This window comes from Acidovorax sacchari (genome assembly GCF_042847045.1).
Taxonomy (GTDB): domain Bacteria; phylum Pseudomonadota; class Gammaproteobacteria; order Burkholderiales; family Burkholderiaceae_C; genus Paracidovorax; species Paracidovorax sacchari.
Genome location: NZ_AP035783.1, coordinates 1,662,758 through 1,688,051, shown reverse-complemented (window position 1 = coordinate 1,688,051; position 25,294 = coordinate 1,662,758). Strand labels below are relative to the sequence as shown.

Annotated in this window: 17 protein-coding genes; 14 read left to right on the top strand and 3 right to left on the bottom strand. The window is 70.3% G+C overall.

Annotated features, from left to right (window positions below; genetic code table 11):
* Positions 1-60: 60 nt before the first annotated feature.
* The 5 genes from ACGHC0_RS07580 (at position 61) to ACGHC0_RS07560 (ending at position 7,436) form a co-directional block, all read left to right on the top strand.
* Positions 61-1,035 carry an NADPH:quinone oxidoreductase family protein gene (locus ACGHC0_RS07580; protein ID WP_019700523.1) on the top strand — a complete coding sequence of 325 codons (975 nt, stop codon included), beginning with the start codon at positions 61-63 and terminating at the stop codon, positions 1,033-1,035.
* Positions 1,036-1,177: 142 nt separating this feature from the next.
* Positions 1,178-2,728, top strand: a complete 1,551-nt coding sequence (locus tag ACGHC0_RS07575) for a GGDEF domain-containing protein (RefSeq protein ID WP_415267840.1) — start codon at positions 1,178-1,180, stop codon at positions 2,726-2,728.
* Positions 2,712-4,301 carry an alkaline phosphatase D family protein gene (locus ACGHC0_RS07570; RefSeq protein ID WP_415267839.1) on the top strand — a complete coding sequence of 530 codons (1,590 nt, stop codon included), beginning with the start codon at positions 2,712-2,714 and terminating at the stop codon, positions 4,299-4,301. The genes ACGHC0_RS07575 and ACGHC0_RS07570 overlap by 17 nt, the downstream gene beginning before the upstream one ends.
* Before the next feature lie 105 nt (positions 4,302-4,406).
* Positions 4,407-6,236 (top strand): gamma-glutamyltransferase family protein, encoded by a 1,830-nt coding sequence (locus ACGHC0_RS07565; RefSeq protein ID WP_415267838.1) that lies wholly within the window; start codon positions 4,407-4,409, stop codon positions 6,234-6,236.
* Positions 6,237-6,455: 219 nt separating this feature from the next.
* The gene (locus ACGHC0_RS07560; RefSeq protein ID WP_415267837.1) at positions 6,456-7,436 is read left to right on the top strand and encodes a TRAP transporter substrate-binding protein; all 981 of its coding nucleotides are present in this window, start codon (positions 6,456-6,458) and stop codon (positions 7,434-7,436) included.
* A gap of 7 nt (positions 7,437-7,443) precedes the next feature.
* Here ACGHC0_RS07560 and ACGHC0_RS07555 read toward each other — a convergent pair whose 3' ends face one another.
* Positions 7,444-8,358 (bottom strand): EAL domain-containing protein, encoded by a 915-nt coding sequence (locus ACGHC0_RS07555; RefSeq protein WP_415267836.1) that lies wholly within the window; start codon positions 8,356-8,358, stop codon positions 7,444-7,446.
* Between the two features lie 248 nt (positions 8,359-8,606).
* Between ACGHC0_RS07555 and dnaG the strand changes: the two genes are divergently transcribed.
* The 6 genes from dnaG (at position 8,607) to ACGHC0_RS07525 (ending at position 17,969) form a co-directional block, all read left to right on the top strand.
* Entirely contained in the window at positions 8,607-10,649 is a 2,043-nt protein-coding gene (dnaG, locus tag ACGHC0_RS07550; protein WP_415267835.1) for a DNA primase, read from the top strand.
* A 234-nt stretch (positions 10,650-10,883) separates the two neighbouring features.
* Positions 10,884-13,232, top strand: a complete 2,349-nt coding sequence (gene rpoD, locus ACGHC0_RS07545) for an RNA polymerase sigma factor RpoD (protein WP_415267834.1) — start codon at positions 10,884-10,886, stop codon at positions 13,230-13,232.
* A 400-nt stretch (positions 13,233-13,632) separates the two neighbouring features.
* A complete protein-coding gene (locus ACGHC0_RS07540; protein ID WP_368354649.1) occupies positions 13,633-15,234 on the top strand; it encodes an ATP-binding cassette domain-containing protein in 1,602 nt (533 codons plus the stop codon).
* Complete coding sequence (locus ACGHC0_RS07535; RefSeq protein WP_415267833.1) at positions 15,231-16,832, top strand: ATP-binding cassette domain-containing protein; 1,602 nt, start codon at positions 15,231-15,233, stop codon at positions 16,830-16,832. The genes ACGHC0_RS07540 and ACGHC0_RS07535 overlap by 4 nt, the downstream gene beginning before the upstream one ends.
* Positions 16,829-17,278 (top strand): hypothetical protein, encoded by a 450-nt coding sequence (locus ACGHC0_RS07530; RefSeq protein WP_368354647.1) that lies wholly within the window; start codon positions 16,829-16,831, stop codon positions 17,276-17,278. The genes ACGHC0_RS07535 and ACGHC0_RS07530 overlap by 4 nt, the downstream gene beginning before the upstream one ends.
* A gap of 10 nt (positions 17,279-17,288) precedes the next feature.
* Entirely contained in the window at positions 17,289-17,969 is a 681-nt protein-coding gene (locus ACGHC0_RS07525) for a TetR/AcrR family transcriptional regulator (protein WP_368354646.1), read from the top strand.
* Positions 17,970-18,190: 221 nt separating this feature from the next.
* On the opposite strand, the gene soxR is transcribed toward ACGHC0_RS07525, so the two are convergent.
* Positions 18,191-18,673 (bottom strand): redox-sensitive transcriptional activator SoxR, encoded by a 483-nt coding sequence (soxR, locus tag ACGHC0_RS07520; protein ID WP_405045357.1) that lies wholly within the window; start codon positions 18,671-18,673, stop codon positions 18,191-18,193.
* 116 nt (positions 18,674-18,789) lie between these two features.
* Between soxR and ACGHC0_RS07515 the strand changes: the two genes are divergently transcribed.
* From ACGHC0_RS07515 to ACGHC0_RS07505, 3 genes are read left to right on the top strand one after another with little or no spacing between them, the layout of a single operon-like run.
* The gene (locus ACGHC0_RS07515) at positions 18,790-19,980 is read left to right on the top strand and encodes an efflux RND transporter periplasmic adaptor subunit (RefSeq protein WP_415268390.1); all 1,191 of its coding nucleotides are present in this window, start codon (positions 18,790-18,792) and stop codon (positions 19,978-19,980) included.
* Between the two features lie 12 nt (positions 19,981-19,992).
* Positions 19,993-23,154: an efflux RND transporter permease subunit gene (locus ACGHC0_RS07510; RefSeq protein ID WP_415267832.1), complete on the top strand. Its 3,162-nt coding sequence runs from the start codon at positions 19,993-19,995 to the stop codon at positions 23,152-23,154.
* The gene (locus ACGHC0_RS07505; RefSeq protein ID WP_415267831.1) at positions 23,147-24,700 is read left to right on the top strand and encodes an efflux transporter outer membrane subunit; all 1,554 of its coding nucleotides are present in this window, start codon (positions 23,147-23,149) and stop codon (positions 24,698-24,700) included. The genes ACGHC0_RS07510 and ACGHC0_RS07505 overlap by 8 nt, the downstream gene beginning before the upstream one ends.
* Here the strand turns inward: ACGHC0_RS07505 and ACGHC0_RS07500 are convergent.
* Positions 24,630-25,238 carry a LysE family translocator gene (locus tag ACGHC0_RS07500; protein ID WP_368354641.1) on the bottom strand — a complete coding sequence of 203 codons (609 nt, stop codon included), beginning with the start codon at positions 25,236-25,238 and terminating at the stop codon, positions 24,630-24,632. The two genes, ACGHC0_RS07505 and ACGHC0_RS07500, sit on opposite strands and share 71 nt — an antisense overlap.
* Positions 25,239-25,294 lie beyond the last annotated feature (56 nt).

Genomic DNA, 25,294 nt, shown 5'->3' with positions numbered 1-25,294 from the left:
ACATCGCCCCCGCCCACCGGGCGCCTATGATGCCCGCGCAACCACCGAAGGAGACTCCGCATGCATGCATGGCTTTGCACCCAGCCCACGGGCGTGGACAACCTCGCCTGGACCGAGCTGCCGACGCCCGTCCCGAAGCGTGGCGAGGTGCTGATCGAGATCCGCGCCGCGAGCCTGAACTTCCCCGATCTGCTGATCGTGCAGAACAAGTACCAGATGAAGCCCGATCCGCCGTTCGTGCCGGGCTCGGAGTATGCCGGCGTGGTCCAGGCCGTGGGCGAAGGCGTGGAGCACCTGCGCGTGGGGCAGAACGTGGCCTGCCTGACGGGAACCGGCGGCTTCGCGACCCATGCCATCGCGCCCGCGGCGCTGTGCATGCCGCTGCCGGACGGATTCCCGCACGTGGACGCCGCGGCCTTCATCATGATCTACGCCACGTCGCACCATGCGCTGGTGGACCGGGCGCAGCTGCGGGCCGGCGAGACGGTGCTGGTGCTGGGCGCGGCCGGTGGCGTGGGCACCGCGGCCATCCAGATCGCCAAGAAGATGGGCGCACGCGTGATCGCGGCGGCCTCCTCGGACGAGAAATGCGCGCTGTGCCTTTCGACCGGCGCCGATGCGGTGATCAACTACAGCGCGGAAAACCTGCGCGAGGCGATCAAGGGCCTCACGGACGGCAAGGGCCCGGACGTGATCTACGACCCCGTGGGCGGAGACTTCACCGAGCCGGCCTTCCGTTCCATCGCCTGGCGCGGGCGCTACCTGGTGGTGGGCTTCGCGGCCGGCCCGATCCCCTCGCTGCCCCTGAACCTGGCGCTGCTCAAGGGGGCATCGATCGTCGGCGTGTTCTGGGGCGAGTTCTCCCGGCGCGAGCCGAAGGCGAACGCGGCCATGATGGCCGAGCTGGCGCGCTGGTACGGCGAAGGCGCGGTCAAGCCGGTGATCGACCGCACGATGCCCATGGCCCAGTTGCACGCAGCCTACGAACGGATGGCGTCGCGGGCCGTTCAGGGCAAGCTGGTGCTGGTGAACTGACCTTGCCGCGGCGGCCCGGCCACGGCGCCGCGTGCCGCTCCGCCGAACCGCCGCGGCGGCCTGCGGGGCCCCTGCGGCCGTGCTGTTCAAGGCGTCCGCCGTCTGTCACACTCGGGACCCCATCATCTGCCGTGCATGCCCGATGGCCGACCGCCCCCCTTCAGAGATCGCGCGAGAAACCCTCAAACAGCTGGCAGCCCGTCGCCTCGCGCCCACCCCGGACAACTACCAGGCGCTGTACGAGGAGATCGCCGGCACGCGCACGGCCCCGACCTTCCCTGACGCCCAGTTGCGCCACATCCTGCGGGTGCTCCCCGGCCAGACGCCCGCCCAGAAGCGGCTGCTCGGCCAGTTCGAGACAGCCATCGAGCAGGCGGACTGGTCACTGATGCAGGGCGTTCTGGTGGGCTATGCGAACCTCGGCCTGCATGCCGGTGGCGCCACCCCCGTGGAGACGGCCCCGGCGCCGCTGACGGCCGCCCCGGCCGGCGCCGCCACGGTGCTGCCCGAAGACATGGCGGAGCAACTGGCCCGCCTGATCGACAACACGCTGCCGGCGCTGGGCGAGGACGATGCGCGCGTCCACGAGCTGGCGGCGCAGCTCACGCAGTTCCTGCGCCAGCCCGCACCGCCGGTTTCCACGCTGGCGCTGATGCTCAACAACTTCAGCTACCGGCTCTCCTTCGCCACCGAGGACCAGGCGGCGATCCGCTCCGGCCTGCTGACCCTGCTGCACATGGTGTTCGAGAACATCGCGGTGCTGAGCCAGGACGACCACTGGCTGCAGGGGCAGGCCGAAGCCCTCAAGGCAGCCTCCACGCCGCCGCTCACGCTGCGCCGGCTGGACGACGTGCAGCGCCGGCTCAAGGACGTGATCTTCAAGCAGAACGAGGCGCGGGAGCGCACCGTGCAGGCGCAGCAGCAGATGAAGGAGCTGCTGGCCACGTTCATCGAACGGCTCGCGCAGATCACCGCGTCCAGCAGCACCTACCACGAGAAGATGGAGCGCTGCGCCGAGCAGATCGGACAGGCCACGAGCCTGGACCAGATCACGCCGCTGCTCGAGGAGGTGATGGGAGCGACGCGTGCGATGGCGCTCGACACGCGCCTGACGCGCGATGAACTGCAGGAATTGCGCGAGCGCTCCGAGGCGAGACACGCCGAGATCGCCAAGCTGCAGGAAGAACTGGACCGGGCCAGCGCCCAGGCGCGGCACGATCCGCTGACCGGCTCGCTGAACCGCAAGGGCCTGGACGAGGCACTGGAACGCGAAGTGGCCCGCGCGCTGCGCAACGACGCGCCGCTGTGCGTCGCGCTGCTGGACCTGGACAATTTCAAGGCCATCAACGACCGCCTGGGGCATACGGGCGGGGACGAGGCGCTCAAGCACCTGGCGGGCGTGACGCGCGAGGTGATGCGTCCGCAGGACCAACTCGCCCGCTACGGGGGCGAGGAGTTCGTGATCATCCTGCCGGACACCGTCCTGGCCCAGGGCGTGGAAGCCATGGCCCGCCTGCAGCGCGAGCTGACCACGCGCTACTTCCTCAAGGACCAGGAAAAGGTGCTCATCACCTTCAGCGCCGGCGTGGCGCAGCTCGCGCCGCAGGAGACGACGGTGGAAGCGATCCGGCGGGCGGACCAGGGCATGTACCTCGCCAAGCGCTCGGGCAAGAACCGTGTCATGGCGGCCTGACCCGACCCGGCAGGCCATCGACCGCCGCACGCTGCTGCGGCTCGCGGCCGCGCTGGCGGCGGCCGGCACCCTGCCCCGCCGGGCATGGTCCTCACCCGGCTGGGGCACCGACCCGTTCGCGCTCGGCGTGGCGAGCGGAGACCCGGCCCCCGATGGCTTCGTGCTCTGGACCCGGCTGATGCCGCCGGAGCCCGGCGGCGCGGCCGGACCGGCGACGGTGCGCTGGGAGCTGGCGCACGACGACCGGTTCCGCCGCATCGTGCGCCAGGGCACGGCCACGGCCCTGCCGGAGCTGGCGCACAGCGTGCATGTGGAGCTGCGCGGGCTGGAGCCGGGGCGCTGGTACTTCTACCGCTTCCTGCACGGCGACGCCGCGAGCCCCACGGGCCGCACGCGCACCGCGCCTTCCCCCTCGGACCCGCAGCCGCATCTGCGCCTGGCATTCGCCTCCTGCCAGCGCTGGGAGCACGGGCATTACGCCGCCTGGAACGACGTCTGCCGCCATGCGCCGGACCTCGTGCTGTTCCTGGGCGACTACATCTACGAATACGCGAGCCCCGCCGATCCGGCGGGCCTGGCGCGCGTGCATGCGCTGCGCCACGCGCGCACGCTGGCCGACTTCCGCGACCGCTACGCGCTGCACCGCAGCGACCCGGCCCTGCAGGCGGCCCACGCCGCCGCCCCCTGGCCCGTGACCTGGGACGACCACGAGGTGGAGAACGACTACGCCGGGCTGTCGGGACGGGAGCCGGACGCCGCCTTCGCCGACCTGCGGGCCGCGGCCTACCAGGCGTACTACGAGCACATGCCGCTGCGCGCGGCGGCGCTGCAGGCCGGCGGCGGGCTCGGCGGCCTGCAGCTGTACCGGCGCCTCGCCTGGGGGCGGCTGGCCCGCCTGCACCTGCTCGACGCGCGCCAGTTCCGCAACCGCCAGGCCTGCCGCCCGCCGGGCGCCGGCGATGCAGGAGCGGTGCGGCCCGCCCACTGCCCCGAGCTGGCAGACCCGTCGCGCAGCTTCCTCGGCATGGAGCAGGAGCGCTGGCTGGACGCGGGGCTGGCGGAGGATGCCGCGCCGGCCGGCGATGGAGGCCGCCCGCGCTGGAGCGTGATCGCGCAGCAGACGCTGTTCTCGCCGCGCCGCACGCCCTCCGGACGGCAGGGCACCGACAGCTGGGACGGCTATCCCGCGGCGCGCGAGCGGCTGCTCGCGTCCCTCGCGGGCAGGTCGCCGCGCAATACGGTGTTCCTCGGCGGGGACATCCACCAGAACTACGTCTGCGAAGTGCGGGGCCCCGCGCCGGATGCCCCCACGCTGGCCAGCGAGTTCTGCGGCACCTCCATCAGCTCGCGGGCGGGCACCACGCAGGACCGGGTGGACGCCATCGCGCGGCTCAACCCCCACGTGCTGCTGGCGCGCAGCGACCTGCGCGGCTGGGGCCTGGCCGACGTCACGCCGCAGCGCTGGACCACGGTACTTCGGACGGTGGACGACCCGCTGCGGGCCGACAGCGCCTGCTCCACCCTGGCGCGCTTCGTGGTGGAAGACGGCCGTCCGGGCCCGGTACGGGACTGACGTACCCGCTTGTAACAAAGCCGCCACGGACCGGGGCGGGCCGATAGGATGCCCGGCGTCACCCCGAGATCATTCCACTGCACGACGCGAAGGAGGCGTACCCGCATGACATTCCCGTCCACCCGCCGCACCGCCCTGGCCCTGGCCGCCGCCACGGCCCTGCTGGCCGCCTGCTCCACCGCCCCGCAACTCGCCTATTCGGTGCCGGACCAGCCCGAAGGTTCTTCGGGGTACACGGAGAAGCCCGGCTGGGCCACGCGCCAGTTCGCGGTCGCCGCGGCCAATCCGCTGGCCACCGATGCGGGCTACCAGGTGCTCAAGGCCGGCGGGTCGGCCATCGACGCGGCCATCGCGGTGCAGATGGTGCTCACCCTGGTCGAACCCCAGTCCAGCGGCATCGGCGGCGGCGCCTTCCTGCTGCACGCCGCGGGCAGCAAGGTGGAGGCATACGACGGGCGCGAGACCGCCCCCGCCGCCGCCAACGAGAACCTGTTCCTCGGCCGGGACGGCAAGCCCATGCCGTTCCACGACGGTGTGGTCGGCGGCCGCTCTGTCGGCGTGCCCGGTGCCGTGCGCATGCTGGAGATGGCGCACCGCGAGCACGGGGTGCTGCCCTGGGCACAGCTGTTCGAGCCCGCCATCCGCCTGGCCGAAGGCGGCTTCAAGGTGAGCGCCCGCCTCAACAGCCTGCTCGCCAACGAGAAATACCTGGCGCAGGACCCGGCCGCGCGGGCCTACTTCTTCGACCCTGCGGGCAAGCCCTGGCCCGTGGGGCATGTGCTGCGCAATCCGGAACTCGCGGCCGTGCTGCGGGCCATCGCGCAGAACGGATCGAAGGCCCTGCTGGAGGGCGAGGTCGCCCAGGCCATCGTGGCCAAGGTGCAGGGCCATCCGACGAATCCCGGCCAGCTGAGCCTGGCGGACCTGGCGGGCTACCAGCCGAAAAAGCGCGAAGCCCTGTGCAGCGACTACGCCGTGGCGGCCCATGCCTACCGCATGTGCGGGTTCCCGCCGCCCGGCTCGGGGGCGATCGCCGTGGCGCAGATCCTCGGCATCCTGCAGCAGACACCCGCGGCCGGCATGCCGCTGCAGGCCGGCCCGAACGGGCCGCAGGACCTGCAGCCCGGCGCCGACTGGCTCTACTACTACAACGAGGCCGCGCGCCTGGCCTTCGCCGACCGCGGGCTCTACGTGGCCGACCCCGACTTCGTGCAGCCGCCGGCGGACAGCTGGTCGAGCCTGCTCGATCCCGCCTACCTGGCCCGGCGCGCGCGCCTCATCGGCCCGCAAAGCCTGAAGGTGGCCCAGCCCGGCACGCCGGGGGCCGTGAAGACGGCCCTGGCGCCGATGCCCGACCAGATCGAGCACGGCACCAGCCACATCAGCGTGGTGGACGCCCGCGGCAATGCGGTGGCGATGACGACGACCATCGAGGACCAGTTCGGCTCCCGCCAGATGGTCAAGGGCTTCCTGCTGAACAACGAGCTGACCGACTTCAGCTTCGCGCCCCGCGATGCGGCCGGCCAGCCCATCGCGAACCGCGTGGAGCCCGGCAAGCGCCCCCGCTCCTCCATGGCCCCGACCCTGGTCTTCGACAAGGCCACCGGCCAGCTCGCGGCGAGCGGCGGCAGCCCGGGCGGCGCTCTCATCATCCACTACACCGCCAAGACGCTGTACGGCATCTTCAACTGGGGGCTGACGCCGCAGCAGGCCATCAACCTGCCGAACTTCGGCAACCTCAACGGCCCCACCATGCTGGAGGAAAAGCGCTTCCTGCCCTCGACCGTGGAGCAACTGCGCACGCGCGGCGCCGAGGTGCGCGAGATGAACATGACCAGCGGGCTGCAGGCCATCACCCGCGCCAACGTGCACGGCCAGCCGATGTGGCTGGGCGGCGCGGATCCGCGCCGCGAGGGCATCGTGATGGGCGACTGACCGGCCCGCAGCCCATCGGCCACGGTCGAGCTAGCACATCGCATGCACAGTGCCAAGCCCCGCGCGGCGGGGCTGTGGTTTTGGCGGCGCGCGCCCGCCTGAAAATCGCTTGCACCCACGGAAGAGTCGCCCGGAGAATGCTGGGCGATGGCGACACGGCGGCGGCCTGCGCAGCCGGCCTCCGCCACGGACCAATTTCCGCGAGGACGGGGAGAACACATGGGCAAGCGTTTCTGGGCAGCATTCGCCACCGTGCTGGTGTTCTGGGCAGCGCCCGCCACTAGCCAGACCGCCGCGCCGCTGCGGGCCTGGAACATCCATCCCGACGGTTATCCGGTCACCGAGGCGATGAAGAGCTTCGCCGCCGAGGTACAGGCCGGCACCCAGGGCCGCTACCGCATCCAGATTTACTCCGATGCCGCCCTGGGCGACCAGGCCAAGGCCGTGCAGATGCTCAAGGCCGGCGAGATCGACGCCGCGGAATTCAACATGGGCCCGCTCGCGGAGGCGGTGCCGGCGCTGCAGGCGTTCAACCTGCCCTTCCTCTTCAGCAACGCCGCACACATGTTCCGCTACCTGGACGGCCCGATGGGCGACCGGCTCGCGGAGAAGCTCAAGGCGTCCGGCTACGTCGTGCTGGGCTGGTACAACGGCGGCGCCCGCTCGTTCTACTGCGCCGACAAGCCCATCACCCGCCGCGAGGACCTGGCGGGCCTGCGCATCCGCGTCCAGCAGGTCGATTCGCACATCGAGATGGTGAAGCTGCTGGGCGCCACGCCGGTGGTCGTGCCCTACAAGGAAGTGGCCGAAAGCTTCCGCACCGGAAAGATCGACTGCGCGGAAGGCAACATCGTCTCGTACGAATCCACCGGCCAGTACAAGCTGGCGAAATACATGCTGCTGGACCAGCACATGATCGCGCCCGAGGCCCTGGTGGTTTCCACCCAGCTGTGGAAGCGGCTGAACGAGGACGACCGCAAGGTCTTCCTGAAGGCCGGCAAGGACTCCGCGCTGCTGATGCGCGGCCTCTGGGAAAAGCGTGAACTCGCGGCCCGCACCGCGCTGGCCAAGGAGGGCGTGCAGTTCGCCCCCGTGGCCGACTTCTCGCCCTATGTGCGCCGCATGGCCCCGCTCTACAAGAAGTACACCGACGACCCCGAGGTGCGGGGCGACCTGCTCACCATCATCTCCAACCAGTGACGGGGGCTCAGCCGAGCCCGAATCCCATCGCCATGCCCGCGCCGCCGCGTGCCCGCGCCCCGGACATCGCGCGCAGCGCCGCCGGTGGCGCGCCCATGCCACCCGCACCGCCTGGCAGCGCATCCGCCGCATCGCCGAAGCCGTTCCCGAAGCCTGCGCCCTCCGGCCATTGCACGGCGGGCAGCGCCTCCAGCGCGGGGCGCGCGAAAAGGTAGCCCTGGTACAGGTGGACGCCCATGGCCCGCAGGGGGCGGAGTTCGTCCTCGGTTTCCACGCCCTCGGCGATCACCGCGATGCCCAGCGCCTCGCCCATCGAGACCACGCCGCGGGCGATGGCCTGGCGCACCGGGTCGGCGCCGATGCCGCGCACCAGCGCCATGTCGATCTTCAGCATGTCGGGCTGGAAGTCCGCCAGCAGGCCCAGGCCCGCATAGCCGGCACCGAAATCGTCGATGGCCGTGCGCAGGCCCTGGCGCCGGTAGGCACGCAGGATGCGGTTGAGGTGCTCGCGGTCGTGGGCGTTCTCGTGCTCCGCCACCTCGAAGATGATGCGCTCGACCGGAAAGCCGTTGCGCCGCGCGGCCTCCAGCGTGACCTGGATGCAGGACTCGGGCTGGTACACCGCATTGGGCAGGAAGTTGATGCTCAGCCGGCAGTCGATGCCCAGCCGGGCCGCCAGCTCCACCGCGCGCACCCGGCAGGCCTGGTCGAACGCATAGCGGTTGCCGTCGTTCACGCGGGCCAGCACCGAAGCGGCCGAACTGCCGTCGGCACCGCGCACCAGCGCCTCGTAGGCGAACACGCTGCCGCCGTGGCGCAGGTCCACGATGGGCTGGAAGGCCATGGTGAAGTCGAAATCCAGCTCCGCGGCACCGTTGCGGCACGCGGAGCAGGCGCGGGTGGAAGGAGCGTGCGCGTGCATGGAAGTCAGGGGAGCATTCCCGGGAGTTGCCCAGGCAGCTTAGTGCAGCCGCGCGCCTGCGCGGGGGCCTCGGCCGCAGCAAGCGGTGGCGTCCTACGCTGGCGCCCGGGCCCCACGGCCTGGCGCGTGCGGCACTTTCGGATATCGAACCCCGCCCGGCACCAGCCCCGGAGCCCTGTCATGCTATCGATTAAATAGCACCACGAGATACAGGGAGCGGCCGGCGGCATTCCGGCGAAAATCCCCGCGTGTCCATCCCCCAGTCCTTCATCCAGGAATTGCTTTCGCGCGTCGATGTGGTCGATGTGGTCGGCCGCTACGTGCAGCTCAAGAAGGGCGGGGCCAACTTCATGGGGCTGTGCCCCTTCCACGGCGAGAAGTCGCCCTCGTTCAGCGTCAGCCCGTCCAAGCAGTTCTACCACTGCTTCGGCTGCGGCAAGAACGGCAACGCGATCAGCTTCCTGATGGAGCATGCCGGCATGGGCTTCGTGGAGGCCGTTCAGGACCTGGCACAGCAGGTGGGGCTGCAGGTGCCGCAGGACGATGTCTCCCCGCAGGAGCGCGAGCGCGCGGCCGCGCAGCGCCAGAAGCAGGCCACGCTCACCGACGTGCTGGAGAAGGCGGGCGAGGCCTACCGCCGCCACCTGCGCGAGTCGCAGCGCGCCATCGCGTACTTCAAGGGGCGCGGCGTGTCGGGGGCGATCGCCAAGCGCTACGGCCTGGGTTACGCGCCCGAGGGCTGGCGGTCGCTCGCCAGCGTGTTCCCCGAGTACGACAACCCGCTGCTGCACGAGAGCGGCCTGGTCATCGTGAACGAGGAAGACGGCAAGCGCTACGACCGTTTCCGCGACCGGGTGATGTTCCCGATCCGCAACGTGAAGGGCGAATGCATCGGCTTCGGGGGCCGGGTGCTGGGCGACGACAAGCCCAAGTACCTCAATTCGCCCGAGACCCCCGTCTTCCACAAGGGGCGCGAGCTCTACGGCCTGTTCGAGGCGCGCACGGCCATCCGCGAACACGGCTACGCGCTCGTCACCGAGGGCTACATGGACGTGGTCGCGCTCGCGCAACTGGGTTTCCCGAACGCGGTCGCCACGCTGGGCACGGCGTGCACGCCGGACCATGTCCACAAGCTTTTCCGCTTCACCGACACGGTGGTCTTCAGCTTCGACGGCGACGCGGCGGGCCGGCGCGCGGCGCGCAAGGCACTCGACGGCGCCCTGCCCTACGCCACGGACACACGCAGCGTGAAGTTCCTGTTCCTGCCCGCCGAGCACGACCCCGACAGCTTCGTGCGCGCGCACGGCACCGACGCGTTCGCGCGGCACGTGCAGGGCGCCATGCCGCTGAGCCGCTTCCTGGTGGAGGCCGCCGGCGAGGGCTGCGACCTGGGCCTGGCCGAAGGCCGCGCCCGCATGGCGGCGAACGCCCGGCCGCTGTGGACCGCCCTGCCCGACGGCGCGCTCAAGCGCCAGCTGCTAGGCGAATTGGCTGAACTGGCCCAGCTCACGTCCGCCGATCTTTCGGACCTCTGGAACCAGGCCGCCGCACAGGACGCCGGGCGGCACGGTGGCGGCGCCCGGCAGCAAGGCGCCGCAGCAGCGCAGGGAGCGCCGGCCGCCGATGACGCGCCTCCCTGGGGCGGGCCGCCGGACGGCGGTGGCTGGGCACACGCGCAGGACGATGGCTACGGACACGGCCAGGGCAACATGGGCCCGGGCACGGGCAGCCCCAAGCCCTGGCGCAAGGACGGCGGCGACTGGAAGGGCAAGGGCAAGTGGCGTGGCCGCGGCGAGGATCAGCGCCCGCCGCAGCCGCCCCTGCCGTCCACGCCCGCAGCGGGGCGCGACGACCACGCGGCCCGGCTGCTGCTGTCGCACATGGAATTCCTGGAAGACCTCTCGCACGAGGACCACGCCACGCTCTGCGCCCTGCCCGCGCCCCACGGCCCGCTCTTCACCTGGCTGGAGGCGCAGTGGCACGAGCATGGGCCGCAGACCTGGGCCGTGCTGCGCGAGAGCCTGCGCGGTCACGACGCGGAGCCGCTGGCGGTGCGGGTGATGACCGGCTCGCACGCCCAGACCGAGGGCGACGCGGCCGAGCTGCGGACCGAACTGCGCGACCTGCTCGACCGCATGCTGATGGAGGACATCAAGCGCCAGGAGAAGGAACTCATCCTGCAGGCGGCGACCGATCCGTCCGCGCTGGAGAAGTACCGCGCGCTGCAGCAGCGGCGGCAGTCCCTGCTGGGCATCGCACCCGCGAACTTGAAAAAGGCGGGCGGGCTATAATATAGGGTTCATCGGCAAGAGCGACAGCAGCACCTCCGGGCCGGGCAACCGTGACACACACGCACACCGCCCCCCACACCGCAAGGACTGCACACCAAATGATCGCCCACACATCTTGCCCACGGGGGCCCGCCCCTCGAACCGCGGAGGCACCGCCTTCGCCCCGCCACCCGCGCCGGTAACCGACGCGCTTGCGTTTTCTTTGTGTGTCCGTTTTTGAATCTGAGGTCGTACATGCCCGCTCAAAAGTCCGCGAAGTCGCCCAAGTCCGCCCCCGATACCGCCGCGAAGGCCGCCTCCACCTCGAAAACCGCGACCCAGGCCGCTCCTGCCGCAAAGAAAGCTCCATCCGTGCCCGTGAACAAGTCCGCCGACAAGCCCGAAGCCTCCGAAGAAACCACCGCCAAGAAGGCGAGCCGCGCGAAGGCCGCGGCCCCTGCGGCGGCCGATGACGACGAAACGCCCAAGAAGCGCCCCGGCCGCCCGGCCAAGGCCGCCACCGCCGCTGCTGCCGGCAAGGCCCCCGCCAAGCGCGGCCGCAAGCCCAAGGCCGCCGAGGACGATTCCGCGGGCGACGACGCCGACCTGTCGGACATCGAATCCGAACTCGAGGGCGAGGTCGAGGCCGAGCCGGCCGAGGCGGCGCCCACCGCCGAGAAGGTCAAGCCCCTGCGCATGAAGATCAGCAAGGCGAAGGAACGCGCCTTGATGAAGGAATTCGGCCTGGACGACACCGTCCTGTCCGAGGAAGACCTGGCCAAGCGCCGCTCGCGCCTGAAGGCCCTGATCACGCTGGGCAAGACCCGCGGCTACCTGACCCAGGTCGAGATCTCCGACCACCTGCCCGACAAGCTGGTCGATGCCGAGACCATGGAAGTCGTGGTCACCATGCTCAACGACATGGGCGTGGCCGTGTACGAGCAGACGCCCGATGCCGAGACGCTGTTCCAGAACAACGTCACGCCCACGGCCACCACCGTCGAGGAAGCCGAGGAAGAAGCCGAGGCGGCCCTCTCCACCGTGGACAGCGAATTCGGCCGCACCACCGACCCGGTCCGCATGTACATGCGCGAGATGGGCACGGTGGAACTGCTCACCCGCGAGGGCGAGATCGAGATCGCCAAGCGCATCGAAGGCGGCCTGCAGGCCATGATGGAAGCCATCAGCGCATCGCCCGCCACCATCGCCGAGATCCTGGCCATGGGCGAGGAGATCCGCGAGGGCAAGGTCGTCATCTCCACCATCGTGGACGGCTTCTCCAACCCCAACGAGGCCGACGACTACGTGGCCGAGGAAGACTTCGACGAGTTCGACGAAGAGGACGACGACGACGGCAAGGGCGGCTCCAAGGCCCTGACCAAGAAGCTGGAAGAGCTCAAGAACGAAGCGCTGCGCCGGTTCGACAACCTGCGCGGGCTCTTCGAGAAGATGCACAAGATCTACGACAAGGAAGGCTATGGCACGCCGGCCTACATGAAGGCCCAGCACGCCATCTCGGCCGAGCTGATGACCATCCGCTTCACGGCCAAGACCATCGAGAAGCTGTGCGACATGGTCCGTGCCCAGGTGGACGACGTGCGCAAGAAGGAGCGCGAGCTGCGCCGCATCATCGTGGACAAGTGCGGCATGCCGCAGGAAACCTTCATCAAGGACTTCCCGCCCAACCTGCTGAACCTGCAGTGGGTCGAGAAGCAGGCCACCGCCGGCAAGCCCTGGAGCGCCGTGCTCGCGCGCAACATCCCGCCGGTGCAGGAACTGCAGCAGCGCCTGATGGACCTGCAGTCCCGCGTGGTGGTGCCGCTGTCCGAGCTCAAGGACATCAACAAGCGCATGAACGAGGGCGAGTCGGCCTCGCGCGACGCGAAGAAGGAAATGATCGAGGCCAACCTGCGCCTCGTGATCTCCATCGCCAAGAAGTACACCAACCGCGGCCTGCAGTTCCTCGACCTGATCCAGGAAGGCAACATCGGCCTGATGAAGGCGGTGGACAAGTTCGAATACCGCCGCGGCTACAAGTTCTCGACCTACGCCACGTGGTGGATCCGCCAGGCCATCACGCGCTCGATCGCCGACCAGGCGCGCACCATCCGCATCCCGGTGCACATGATCGAGACCATCAACAAGATGAACCGCATCAGCCGCCAGCACCTGCAGGAGTTCGGCTTCGAGCCCGATGCGTCCATCCTGGCCGCGAAGATGGAGATCCCCGAGGACAAGATCCGCAAGATCATGAAGATCGCCAAGGAGCCGATCTCCATGGAGACGCCGATCGGCGACGACGACGACAGCCACCTGGGCGACTTCATCGAGGACGGTGCCAACACCGCCCCGATCGACGCTGCCATGCAGGCCGGCCTGCGCGACGTGGTCAAGGACATCCTGGACGGCCTCACGCCGCGCGAAGCCAAGGTGCTGCGCATGCGCTTCGGCATCGAGATGTCCACCGACCACACGCTGGAGGAAGTGGGCAAGCAGTTCGACGTGACCCGCGAGCGCATCCGCCAGATCGAGGCCAAGGCCCTGCGCAAGCTCAAGCATCCGAGCCGCAGCGACAAGCTTCGCAGCTTCATCGACTCGCTCTGATCCGCGCCGCACCGCGCCGCACAAGGCAGCCGCCTGCGGCCGCCCTGCCCCCCAAAAAAAGCCCCGAGCCCACCGGCCGGGGCTTTTTTCATTTCATCACGACTCCCGCACCGTCCTCCGCTCGACTACGCCTGGACACGCGCTACCAGGTTTATCAACAACCTAGGCGAGTCCAAGACATGCCGGTGCTTTCCGAAACTTGATCCATCAACCTGGCCGGAATGTGGGGCTACCGGCCCGGCGGCAAGGCGGCCCGCCTGATCAGCGGCGAGGACATGGGCCAACTGTTCCGGCGCCTCGACCGTCCGAGCCTGCATTTTTAGGCCTATACTGACTGTTAGTCATTATCATCCGCATCTGAAGGGTGCGACTGTGGAACATGTCGAGCAGGAGGTGATGCATGGAACGAGGCCATCCGGCCGCCGCCACAGGCGCGGTGAGGCCGGCACTGCGCCCGGTGTTGCCGGGGCTGGCGGCCGGCACGCTCGCGGCGGTGCTGTCCGGCCTGGCGATGCTGGGCGCGCTGTGGTGCCTGGTGCGCTGGATCGGCGCGCCGTCGAGCGGTTGGGTGCTGGCCGCGATCGGCGCCTGGGTGGCCAGTGCGCTGCTGGCCGCGGGCGGTTCCTGGCTCTCGCACGCGGCCGAGGCCGCCTTCGCCGCGCGGCTGCGGCGGCAGGTGGCGGGCCATCTGGTGCGGCTGCCTGCCAGCACGCTGGCGCGGCATGGCGGCGACGCCCTGCGCCGGCTGGTCGCGGACGACATCGCAGCGCTGCACCACATGGTGGCCCACCTGCCGGCCGAGGTGGCCAGTTTCGCGGTGGTGCCGCTGGCCTCGGTCGCGCTGCTCGTGGCGCTGGCCGGGCCGATGGCGCTGCTGGCCCTGCTGCCCGGCGTGCTGGCGGCGCTCTATTACCTGCTGCTGATGCCGCGCGCGGCCGCGTACAACGGCGCCGAGCGCATGCGGGTGATGCACGACATCACCGCGGCGGTGGACGACTATGCGCGCGGCATCCGCGTCAACCGCATCTACGGTGCGCAGTCGGGTGCCTTGGCCGCGTACCGCGAAGCCGCACGCCGCTTCACCGGCGGCATGGTCGCCTGGGTCGCCCGGGTGGCGCTGCCCGCCTCGTTGGCGACGGCGCTGATGCAGGCGGTGGCCACCTTCGCCATCGCCTATGCGGTGGCCTGGCGCCACGACGCCGCCACCCTGGCCGCGGCGCTGCTGTTTAGCTTGGCCATCGTGAACCCGGCACGGCGGCTCGGCCATGGGCTGGACTACGTGGCGGTGGGCCGCGCCGCGCTGGCACGCATCGCGGCCGTGTTGCGCGAACCGGTGTTGCCTTGCGGCACGGCGCCGGCCATTGGGCAGCCCCTGCTCGATGCCGACGGCGTGACGCTGGCGCTCGGCCCGCGTCCGCCGATCGAGGGCTTCACCCACCGCTTTCGCGCTAGCGCGATCACCGCCATCACCGGTCCCAGCGGCGTGGGCAAAAGCACGCTGCTGCGCACTCTGGCCGGGCTGGAGCCGGTGCACGGCGGCACGGTCCGGCTCGGGGCCATCGCCATCGGCCAGCTCGACGAAGGCGCGCGCCATGCGGCAGTCCTGCTCATTCCGCAGGGCGGCGATGTGCTGCAGGCGACGGTGCGTGAGAACCTGGCCCTGGGCTGCCCCGAGGCGGACGATGCGCGCCTGCTGTGGGCCCTGCGGCAGGCGCAGATCGAGGTGCCGCTGGAGGCCGACGCCACGCGCCTGTCCGGCGGCGAACGCCAGCGCGTGGGCCTGGCGCAGGCCTTCCTGACCCCCGCGCCGGTGATCCTGCTGGACGAGCCCAGCAGCGCGCTCGACGCGGCAACCGCCACGCGCCTGATGGCGGCGCTGCGTCAGCTTGCGCAGGAGCACGGCAAGACCCTGGTGGTGGTGACCCACGATCCCGCACTGGCCGCCGCGGCCGACGAGCAACTGCTGTTGCGGGCCGCCCGTGCCGAAGGAGAAACGCCATGACCCGTCCCCCCAGTCAACCGACGTCCCCGCGCCGCCAGCTCATGGCCGTGGGCCTGGGCTGGATCGCCGTTGCGGCGCTGGAAGCCGCCGCCTATGCAGTGCTGGCCTCGGCCATCGCCTGGCACGGATCGCCCGGTCCGGTGCTGGGCATGGCCGCGCTGGCGCTGCTGGCGACCGTGCTGGTGACGCGTTCGGGCTTCTTCGCCGGCGCCCGGCTGGCCGGTGGCCTGTACGAGGCGCTGGGCGATGCGTTGGCGCGTGCGCGGCTGTCCTGGTTCACCGATGCGCACCGCGCCCAGGTAGCGCTGCTGGCGGGACGCAGCATCCCCGGCTTCATGAGCGTGCCGGCACACCAGTTGCAGACCTTCCTGCATGCGCCGCTGCTGCCGCTGTTTCTGGTCGTGGGCATCGGCCTGTTGGCCGGGACGCGCGTGGCGCTGATCGCGACGCTGCTGCTGGCGCTGGCGTTGCTGGCGCAGGTGCTGGCCCAGCGCGCCCTGGGCCGTGCCGACGCCCGGCGCCACGCGGCCGAGCAGGCCTCGGCACAGGCCACGCTGGAACTGGTCGATCACCTCGAACTGCTGCGCACCGCCGCCGGGCCGGCGCGCGCGCTCGACCGCCTCGAACAGCGCTGGCGCCACCAGGAAGGCAGCACCGCCCGAACGACGAACGCCGCCGCCGGCGCCGGCCTGGTGGCGACGCTGGGCAGCGTGCTGCCGCTGGCCGGCCTGGCGCTGGTGCTCACGCTCGGCGCGCCCCGTGATCCGGCCCTGCTGCTGGCGCTGCTCGTGCTGATGGCGCGTGCCGCCGCGCCGCTGGAAGGGCTGGCGGCGGCTGCACTCGGCATCAACGACCTGCGCGCCGCCATCGCCGAATACCGTCAGGCCACGGAGGCGCCGGCACTGCCCGAACCGGCCGAGGGCGACGCCGCCCAGCCACAAGGCCATCACCTCAGCGTGCAGGGCCTGTCGCAGCCGCCGGTGCTCGCGGGCATCGCCGCCGACATCCCCGAGGGCGCGCGCATCGCCGTCACCGGCCCCAGCGGCAGCGGCAAGAGCACGCTGCTGGGCCTGCTGATGCGCTTCGACGATCTGCAACAAGGCCGCATCCTGCTGGGCGGCGTGCCGCTAGACCGCATGCGCTATGCCGACCTCGCCGACCGCATCGCCTACGTGCCGCAGGACGCGGTGGTGTTCACCGGCACGCTGGCCGAGAACATCCGCCTGGGCCGGCCGCAGGCCAGCGACGGGGAAGTTGAGCGGGCGGCGCGGCAGGCGGCGCTGGGCGCGGTGCTCGACCGCTCGCCGCAGGGCATCCACCAGCCGGCGGGCCACCAGGGCGCGGCGCTGTCGGGCGGCGAGCGCCAGCGCGTGGCGATCGCGCGAGCCTTGCTCAAGGCCGCGCCGATCCTGGTGCTGGACGAAGCCACCGCCGCGCTCGACGAGGCCACCGAGCGCGAGATCGCCGCCGTGGTGCGCACGCTGCCGGCCACCGTCATCTTCGTCACCCACCGCGATCCCGCCCTCTGGCAACCGACCCAGACCCTGGCGCTGGCGGGCGCCGTTTCCACTTGTTCTCTTCAAGGAGCATCCGCATGATCCGTCACGATCTCTCGCACTGGCCGCTGGTCCTCACCGTGGCGCAGGGGCCCTCCTCCCTGCCCGAGATGCAGCGCTTCATCGACGACTGGGCCGGCTGGCTTGCGCGCGGCGAGCCCTTCGCCACGCTGCGCGTGTTCGCCGACGCGCCATCGCTGGAGCACCCGGCCGGATCGGGGCCGCTGGCCAAGCAGTGGCTGCAGCAGCAAGGCGAGGCCATCCGCCGGCAGGTGCTGGGCATGGCCACCGTGGTGCCGGCCAGCGAGTACGAGCGCCTGCGCAAGATGAACGCCGAGAAGCTGTTTGGCGTGCCGGCATCCACCTTCGCCGAGCTGCCCGCCGCGATCGACTGGCTGCACGAGCGCGTCTACCGTCCGCACAATCTGTCTTTCGATGGCCCGGCGCTGCGCGCCGCGGCCGATGCCTTGCTGACTCCCACACCTTGATCCCCACACCATGACCCGAGACCGCCGGTCCCAGCCCGCCGCCAAGACCGTGGCTTCTCCTTTGGCCCAGGCCGCGCGGCCGGACGAGGCGCCGCCGCGCCGCCGCACCCGCGCGCCGCACATCCGGCGCGCGGCGCTGATGGATGCGGCCGAGCAGCTGTTCCTCTCCAAGGGAGTGGCCGCCACCAGCGTGGACGACATCGTCGCCGCCGCGCAGGTGGCCAAGGGCACCTTCTACCTCTACTTCGCCTCGCGCGACGCGATGCTTGGCGCATTGCAGCAGCGCTTCATGCAGGGATTCTGCGAGCGCCTGGACAAGGCCCTGGCGCGCCCGGCGGCCGACGACTGGGACGGCCGCCTGCGCGCATGGTTCGAGGCCGCGCTCGATGGTCTGCTGGGGCAGGTGATGCTGCACGACATGCTGTTCCACGACGTGCGCCCGGACGAGCGGGAATTCATGATGGGCAACCCGGTGCTCGATCAACTGGCGCAGTTGGTGCAAGCCGGCGCGCGGGCCGGCGCGTGGCAGGTGGCCGATGCACGGGCGATGGCGGTGATGATGTTCTATGCCATGCACGGCCTGGCCGACGACGCCGTGGCGTGCGGGACCGCGCGCCGGCGCAAGCCGATGGTGCAGTTGCTGACGCGGACCTTCTCCCGCGCCCTGCGAATGAATGAGTCAGAACCATGACACCGTACCGCCGGCCTTCATGCGTTCTTACCGTCCCGTCGTGGCAGGGGGCCCCTGTCCCTGACGCTGCTTGGCGTTTTCTCCATGCCCGGCGTCAAGCTGCGGCAGCGGAGAGGCGAATCCTGTTGATCGGATTGCCTGTTGTGCTGCCTGCTGGGCGAGACGTCCAAGCATGAGCGGATCGAACCGCGGGACTCCGGCGCCTGCAGGGTGTCCGGGAGTTACCGCCCCCCCGGCTTCGGCGGCGCATCGCCGAGCCAGCGGCGCGGGCCCGGGCCATTCAGGCCGGAGCGATCGCCGGGGTTGGCCAGCTGACACTTCCTCATCGACAGGCAGCCACAGCCGATGCATTCGTCCAGGCCGATGTCGAGCGCCCGCAACTTGGCGATCTGCTGCGCCACCCGCTGCTTCCATTGCCGCGAAAGGCGCTTCCAGTCCTCACCCACAGGCACGCGGTCCTTGGGCAGGCCGGCCAACTCGGCCGCCACTTCGTCCAGGCTCAGGCCGATCTTCTGCGCGAACACGATGAAGGCCACGCGCCGCAGGACCGAGCGCGGATAGCGCCGGTGGCCGCTGTCGACGCGAACCGATTCGATCAGCCCGCGTGACTCGTAGAAGCGCAGCGCCGACGTCGCGATGCCACTGCGCTGCGCAATCCAGCCGATGGTGACCAGGGGGTCGGGCGCCGATGTCTTCATGCCAATACTCCTTGACTTAAAGCTTACTTCAACTTTTATATTTTGTGACCACTCGCCTGGCGGACGTTGGAAGCGGTCTGCGCCGGACCGCACCGCGCGGCGCACTTTTCGGAGAAATGAAGATGGTCAGATCTACCCGACGTCGAGGGGGCCTGGGTGTTGCGATGGGCTTGCCGATGGCGGCATGCCTCGTTCTTGCGGGCTGCGATCCGCACGGCACGGCGGCAACCCCGGCCGCTCCGCCGCCGCAAGTCAGCGTGGCGCCCGTACTGGTGCGGCCGGTGCAGCAGTGGGACGCCTTCAATGGCCGCATCGAAGCGGTCCAGAGTGTGGACGTACGCCCACGCGTCAGCGGCACGGTCGAGCGTGTCGCCTTCGCCGACGGGCAGGAGGTTCGGCGCGGCGACCTGCTTTTCGTGATCGACCCGCGCCCCTTCCGCGCGGCGCTCGCCGGCGCGCAGGCGCAGCTCGAGCGCGCCCGCGTGGCCGCGCGCCTGGCGCAAGCCCAGGCGCGGCGTGCGCAGACGCTGATCGACAGCCATGCCATCTCGCGCGAAGACTTCGACAACCGCATGGCGGGACAGGAGCAAAGCCTCGCGGAGGAGCGCGCGGCGGCTGCGGCCGTGACCACCGCGCGGCTGAACCTGGATTTCACCAAGGTGCGCGCGCCGATCGCCGGCCGCGCGAGCCGCGCGCTGTTCACGCCGGGCAACCTGGTCCAGACCGACCGGGATCTGCTGACCACGCTGGTCTCGCAGGATCCTGTGCGAGTCTCCTTCGAGCCCGACGAGCAAAGCTATCTGCGCTACCTTGAACAGGCGCGCACCGGCACCGGCCAGACCGTTCGCCTGGGCCTGGCCAACGAGTCAGGCTTTCCGCACCAGGGTCGGCTGGATTTCATCGACAACCGCGTGGACTCCGCGACCGGCACCATCCGCGCGCGCGCCGTGCTACCCAACCCCGAGCGGCGTTTCACGCCCGGGCTGTACGCGCGCGTGCAATTCGATGGCGGCGCCTTGCCCGATGCCGTGCTGATCGACGAACGCGCTGTGCTGACCGACCAGGACCGGCGGTACGTCTACACCGTGGGCGCCGATCACAAGGCCGTACGCAAGGATGTGCAACTCGGCAGCTCGGTCGGCCGGCTGCGGGTGGTCCGCGCAGGCCTGGCAGCGGGCGACGAGGTCGTGGTGGATGGCCTGCAGAAGATCTTCTACCCCGGCATGGCCGTGCAGCCGGTGAAGGTGGCGATGGAGTCCTCGCCGTCCGGGCCCGGAGCCTCCGCCCTGCCTGCGGCACCGGCCGGCAAGTAGGAGGACCACCGCATGGACTTCTCCAAATTCTTCATAGACCGGCCGATCTTCGCCATCGTGCTCTCGGTGCTCATCTTCGCGCTGGGCCTGATCGCCATCCCGATCCTGCCCTCGGGCGAATATCCCGAGGTCGTGCCGCCCAGCGTGGTGGTACGCACCAACTACCCCGGTGCCAACCCGAAGGAAATCGCCGAGTCGGTCGCCACGCCGCTGGAAGAGGCGATCAACGGCGTCGAAGGCATCATGTACATGAAGTCGGTCGCCGGCTCCGACGGCAGCCTCGCGCTGACGGTGACCTTCAAGCCCGAGGTGGACGCCGATGCCGCCGCGGTGCGCGTGCAGAACCGAGTGAGTCAAGCGCAGGCACGCCTGCCCGAGGCGGTGCGGCAGTTCGGCATCACCACGCAGAAGCAGTCTCCGACGCCGTTGATGTACGTCAGCTTCTATTCGCCCGATGGCCGCTACGACTCGCTTTACCTGCGCAACTACGTCAACCTGAACGTCAAGGATGCCCTGTCGCGGCTGACGGGCATCGGCGACGTGGGCGTGTACGGCGCGGGCGACTATGCGATGCGCATCTGGCTCGACCCCAACCGGCTGGCCGCGCGCGGCCTGACGGCGGGCGACGTGGTGCGCGCGGTGCGCGAGCAGAACGTGCAGGTCTCCGCCGGCCAGCTCGGTGCCGAACCGGCGCCGAAGGACAACAGCTTTCTGTTGTCCATCAACGTGCGCGGCCGCCTGCGCAGCCAGGCCGAGTTTGGCGACATCGTGCTCAAGAGCGGCGACGCCGGGCAACTGGTCCGGCTGGCCGACGTCGCGCGCATCGAACTCGGTGCGGGCGACTATTCGCTGCGGGCCCTGTACAACGGCAAGCAGCAGGCCACGGTGGGCATCTACCTGTCACCCGGCGCCAACGCGCTGGCGGTGGCCGATTCGGTATATGCCAAGCTCGACGAAGTGGCCAAGGCGCTGCCCGAGGGCGTGGCCTATCGCGCCGTGTGGGATCCGACCGTCTTCGTGCGCGAATCGATCAAGGCCGTTCAGCACACGTTGATCGAGGCCGTGGTGCTCGTGGTGCTGGTGGTGGTGCTGTTCCTGCAGACCTGGCGCGCTTCGGTGATTCCGCTGGTGGCGGTGCCGGTGTCGATCATCGGCACTTTCGCGGGCCTGTACCTGCTGGGCTATTCGATCAACACGCTCACCCTGTTCGGGCTGGTGCTGGCCATCGGCATCGTGGTGGACGACGCCATCGTGGTGGTGGAGAACGTCGAGCGCTACATCGAGCATGGCCTGCCGCCGCGCGAGGCGGCCCACCGCGCGATGCGCGAAGTCTCCGGCCCGATCATCGCCATCGCGCTGGTGCTGTGCGCGGTGTTCGTGCCGATGGCCTTCATGAGCGGCATCACGGGGCAGTTCTACAAGCAGTTCGCGGTCACCATCGCCATTTCCACGGTGATCTCGGCGGTCAACTCGCTGACGCTTTCGCCGGCGCTCGCGGCCAAGCTGCTGCGCGCCCGCGGAGCGCCCAAGGATGCGTTGACACGTGGCATGGAGCGTATGCTCGGCGGGGCATTCGGCGCCTTCAACCGCTTCTTCTCGCGGACGGCCGGTGGCTACCAGAATACGGTCTCGCGCACGCTGGCGCGGCGCGGGTGGGTCTTCGTGGTCTATGCCCTGCTGCTGGGCGCCACCGCGCTGCTGTTCAAGACGGTGCCCGGCGGCTTCATTCCCACGCAGGACAAGCTCTACCTCTTTGCGGGCGCCAAGCTGCCCGAGGGTGCCTCGCTCGCGCGCACCGAGGCGGTGACCCGGCAGCTCAACGATCTGGCGCTGCAGGTCGAAGGCGTCGACAGCGTGACCGCCTTCGCGGGGCTGAACGCCTTGCAGCAGGTGAACACCCCCAACGTCACCAATTCCTACATCACCCTCAAGCCCTTCGGCGAGCGAACGCGCAGCGCACAGCAGATCACTGCCGAGCTGGCCCAGCGCTTCGGCGACGTGCAGGCCGGTTTTGCCTATGCGCTCATGCCGCCGCCGATCCAGGGGTTGGGCAATGGGTCGGGCTATTCGCTCTATCTGCAGGACCACGCCGGCCTGGGCTATGGTGCGTTGCAGGACGCGTTGTCGGCTTTCCAGGCCGAGGTCGCCAGGACGCCGGGCATGCGCTACCCCGTCAGTTCCTACCAGTCCAACATCCCCCAGCTGGCGGTCGATATCGACCGGGCCAAAGCCAAGGCGCAGGGCGTGTCGCTCACCGATGTGTTCGAGGCGCTGCAAACCAACCTGGGTTCGGTCTACGCGAACGACTTCAGCCTGTTCGGCCGCATCTACCGCGTGATGGTGCAGGCCGACAGCGCGCACCGGCAGCAGCCCGCCGACATCGGCAGCCTGCAGGTGCGCAACGCGAAGGGCGCGATGGTGCCGGTCGCCGCGCTGGCCAGTGTCACGCCGACCTACGGCCCCGACCCGGTGGTGCGCTACAACGGCTTCCCGGCCGCGGACCTGATCGGCGATTCCGATCCGCGGGTGTTGTCCTCGGCACAGGTGATCGAGAAGCTGCAGCAGATCGCCGACAAGACGCTGCCGCGCGGCATCACCCTGGCGTGGACCGACCTGAGCTACCAGCAGGTCACGCAGAGCCAGGCGGCGCTGGTGGTGTTTCCGCTGGCGGTGGTGCTGGCGTTCCTGGTGCTGGCCGCGCTGTACGAAAGCTGGAGCCTGCCGCTGGCGGTGGTGCTGATCGTGCCGGTGTGCCTGTGCGCCGCGCTGCTGGGCATGTGGCTCAGCGGCGGCGACAACAACGTGTTCGTCCAGGTCGGCCTGGTGGTCCTGATGGGGCTGGCGTGCAAGAACGCCATCCTGATCGTCGAGTTCGCGCGCGAACTGGAGATGGGCGGCATGGACACCGTGGCCGCGGCGCTGGAGGCCTGCCACCTGCGGCTGCGCCCCATCATCATGACCTCGGTGGCCTTCATCGCCGGCTCGGTGCCGCTGCTGCTGGGCAACGGCGCGGGCAGCGAAGTGCGCGTGGCCACGGGTGTGACGGTGTTCTCCGGCATGCTGGGCGTGACCCTGTTCGGCCTGTTCCTCACCCCGGTGTTCTACGTCGCGCTGCGCAAGCTGGCGGGTACGCGGCTCGCCCGGCATGGCAACGTGGAGGTGGACCATGCGTAAGCCATCCCTGTTGCGTCCCCTCGGTGCCGCTGTGCCCGCGCTGCTGCTGGCCGCCTGCGCGGTCGGCCCGGACCATCGCACGCCGCCTGCGCCGGCCGACCTGCCGGCGCGGTTCGCGCGGGCGGGCGCCGGGGCGAATGCCTCCCAGGCAGGCGATTCAAAGGATGAGATGGCGGCGACGGCCGCAACGCCTGCCGAATCGGACCTCGCGTTCTGGCGCAGCCTGGGTGATGCGCGACTCACTGCATTGCTCGAACAGGCGCTGGCGGGCAACCTCGATCTGGCAAGTGCCCTGGCGCGCTACGACGGCGCGAATGCGCTGTTGCGCGAGTCCGGCTTCGACCGCCTGCCCACGGTGACTGCCAACGCGCAGGCCAGCCGCACCCGCCGGACCGCCAGCGAGGCCGCGGGCCAGCCGCGCACCGTTGAGCGCGTAGGCGGCGCCATCCAGGCCAGCTGGGAATTGGACTTGGTGGGCCGCGTGCGCCGCAATGTGGAGGCGCATGGCGCCGACGCCGCGGCCAGTGCGGCCGATCTCGACGCGCTGCGGATCGCCATCGCAGGCGAAGTAGCCGCCACCTACGTCGAGTTGCGCGGCCTGCAGGAGCGCTTGCGCGTGGCGCGCGAAAACCTGCGGACCCAGCAAGCCACGCTGGATCTGGTCGTGGCACGGCTTGCCGCGGGACGCGGCACCGACTTCGACGCCGCGCGCGCCCGTGCGCAGATGGAAGAAACCGCTGCGCGCCTGCCGGCCCTGGAAGCGCAGATCGCCGTACGCCAGCACCGGCTTGCGGTGCTCACCGGCCGCACCCCGCAGGCGCTGATCGCGCTCCTGGATGAGCCTGCCCCGCCGCTGTCTCTGCCCCCGGATGTGGACCCCGGCACGCCCGCTGCGCTGCTGCTCCGCCGGCCCGACGTGCGCGCGGCCGAGGCGCGCCTGCACGCAGCCACGGCGCGCGTCGGCGTGGCCACGGCGGATCTCCTCCCGCGCCTCAGCCTGGGCGGTCTGGTGGGTACCTTCGCGCCGCACGGCAGCGGGCTGTGGCACGGAGTGAGCGAGACCCACAGCGCCTTGCTGGGCATCGATTGGTCCTTCCTCGATGTGGGCCGGGTGCGGGCGCGCATCGCCGCGAGCGAGGCCGATGCCGGGGCTGCGCTGGCCGCCTACCAGCAGGCCGTGCTGCGCGCGCTGGAAGACACCGAGAACGCCCTCGTGCAATACAGCCGGACCCGTGCCGAGGACGGCCATCTGGCACAGGCCGCGCACGAGAGCGACGCCGCCCTGCAACTGGCACGCACGCGCATGCAGGCGGGCGATATCGGCCTGTTCGAAGTGCTGGACACCCAGCGCAGCCAGCTCGCCGCGCAGGATGCCTGGGCCGACAGCCGCATGCGCAGCCTGCGCGCGGCGGTGGCGCTGCACCAGGCACTGGCTGGCGGCTGGCCGCTGCAGGCAACCGTCGCCTCGGAGGACCTTAAGCCTGCCCGTGCCCCGAGAGCAGTGGATACAACGAGAGCACCAGCAGGACCGCCATCGCCACATTGAAGGTACGCAGGTGGCGCGCGTCGGTCAGCCAGCGGCGCAGCGTAGTGCCGAAGGCGGCCCAGACGGCAACGCTCGGTGCATTCACCGCCGCGAACAGCAGTGCGATGACCGCCACCGCCAGCAGGCCGCCGTCGGCCGGCACGTAGGCGGCGATCGCACCGATGGCCATGATCCACGCCTTGGGGTTGACCCACTGGAAGGCGGCGGCCTTCCAGAATCCGAAGGGTTGGCTTGGCGCCGCCGCTTCCTGCATCGGCTCGGCGGTGGCGATCTTCCAGGCCAGCCACAGCAGGTAGATCGCGCCGATCACACGCAATGCGGTGAACGCCGAGGGATAGACGAGAAACAGGCGCCCCAGTCCGGCTCCCACGCCCAGCACCATGGCGGCGAAGCCGAGGCTGATGCCCAGGATATGCGGCACGCTGCGCACAAAGCCGTAGTTCAGCCCGGACGCCAGCAGCATCGTGTTGTTGGGACCGGGGGTGATCGAGGTCACGAACGCATAGGCGGTGAAGGCAAGCAGAAGATCGGTCGTCATGAGGGCTCGGGTGCGTCCTTGGAGATGAGATGGAGTATCGGGGGGAAGCAGGCTCA

Bases quoted from the DNA above. Each gene is read 5' to 3' on its own strand.
- ACGHC0_RS07505 (WP_415267831.1), top strand. From the start codon at position 23,147: ATGCGTAAGCCATCCCTGTTGCGTCCCCTCGGTGCCGCTGTGCCCGCG.
- ACGHC0_RS07540 (WP_368354649.1), top strand. From the start codon at position 13,633: ATGGAACGAGGCCATCCGGCCGCCGCCACAGGCGCGGTGAGGCCGGCA.
- ACGHC0_RS07580 (WP_019700523.1), top strand. From the start codon at position 61: ATGCATGCATGGCTTTGCACCCAGCCCACGGGCGTGGACAACCTCGCC.
- ACGHC0_RS07510 (WP_415267832.1), top strand. From the start codon at position 19,993: ATGGACTTCTCCAAATTCTTCATAGACCGGCCGATCTTCGCCATCGTG.
- ACGHC0_RS07515 (WP_415268390.1), top strand. From the start codon at position 18,790: ATGGTCAGATCTACCCGACGTCGAGGGGGCCTGGGTGTTGCGATGGGC.
- ACGHC0_RS07555 (WP_415267836.1), bottom strand. From the start codon at position 8,358: ATGCACGCGCACGCTCCTTCCACCCGCGCCTGCTCCGCGTGCCGCAAC.
- ACGHC0_RS07565 (WP_415267838.1), top strand. From the start codon at position 4,407: ATGACATTCCCGTCCACCCGCCGCACCGCCCTGGCCCTGGCCGCCGCC.
- ACGHC0_RS07560 (WP_415267837.1), top strand. From the start codon at position 6,456: ATGGGCAAGCGTTTCTGGGCAGCATTCGCCACCGTGCTGGTGTTCTGG.
- ACGHC0_RS07535 (WP_415267833.1), top strand. From the start codon at position 15,231: ATGACCCGTCCCCCCAGTCAACCGACGTCCCCGCGCCGCCAGCTCATG.
- ACGHC0_RS07575 (WP_415267840.1), top strand. From the start codon at position 1,178: ATGGCCGACCGCCCCCCTTCAGAGATCGCGCGAGAAACCCTCAAACAG.
- ACGHC0_RS07530 (WP_368354647.1), top strand. From the start codon at position 16,829: ATGATCCGTCACGATCTCTCGCACTGGCCGCTGGTCCTCACCGTGGCG.
- rpoD (WP_415267834.1), top strand. From the start codon at position 10,884: ATGCCCGCTCAAAAGTCCGCGAAGTCGCCCAAGTCCGCCCCCGATACC.
- ACGHC0_RS07500 (WP_368354641.1), bottom strand. From the start codon at position 25,238: ATGACGACCGATCTTCTGCTTGCCTTCACCGCCTATGCGTTCGTGACC.
- ACGHC0_RS07525 (WP_368354646.1), top strand. From the start codon at position 17,289: ATGACCCGAGACCGCCGGTCCCAGCCCGCCGCCAAGACCGTGGCTTCT.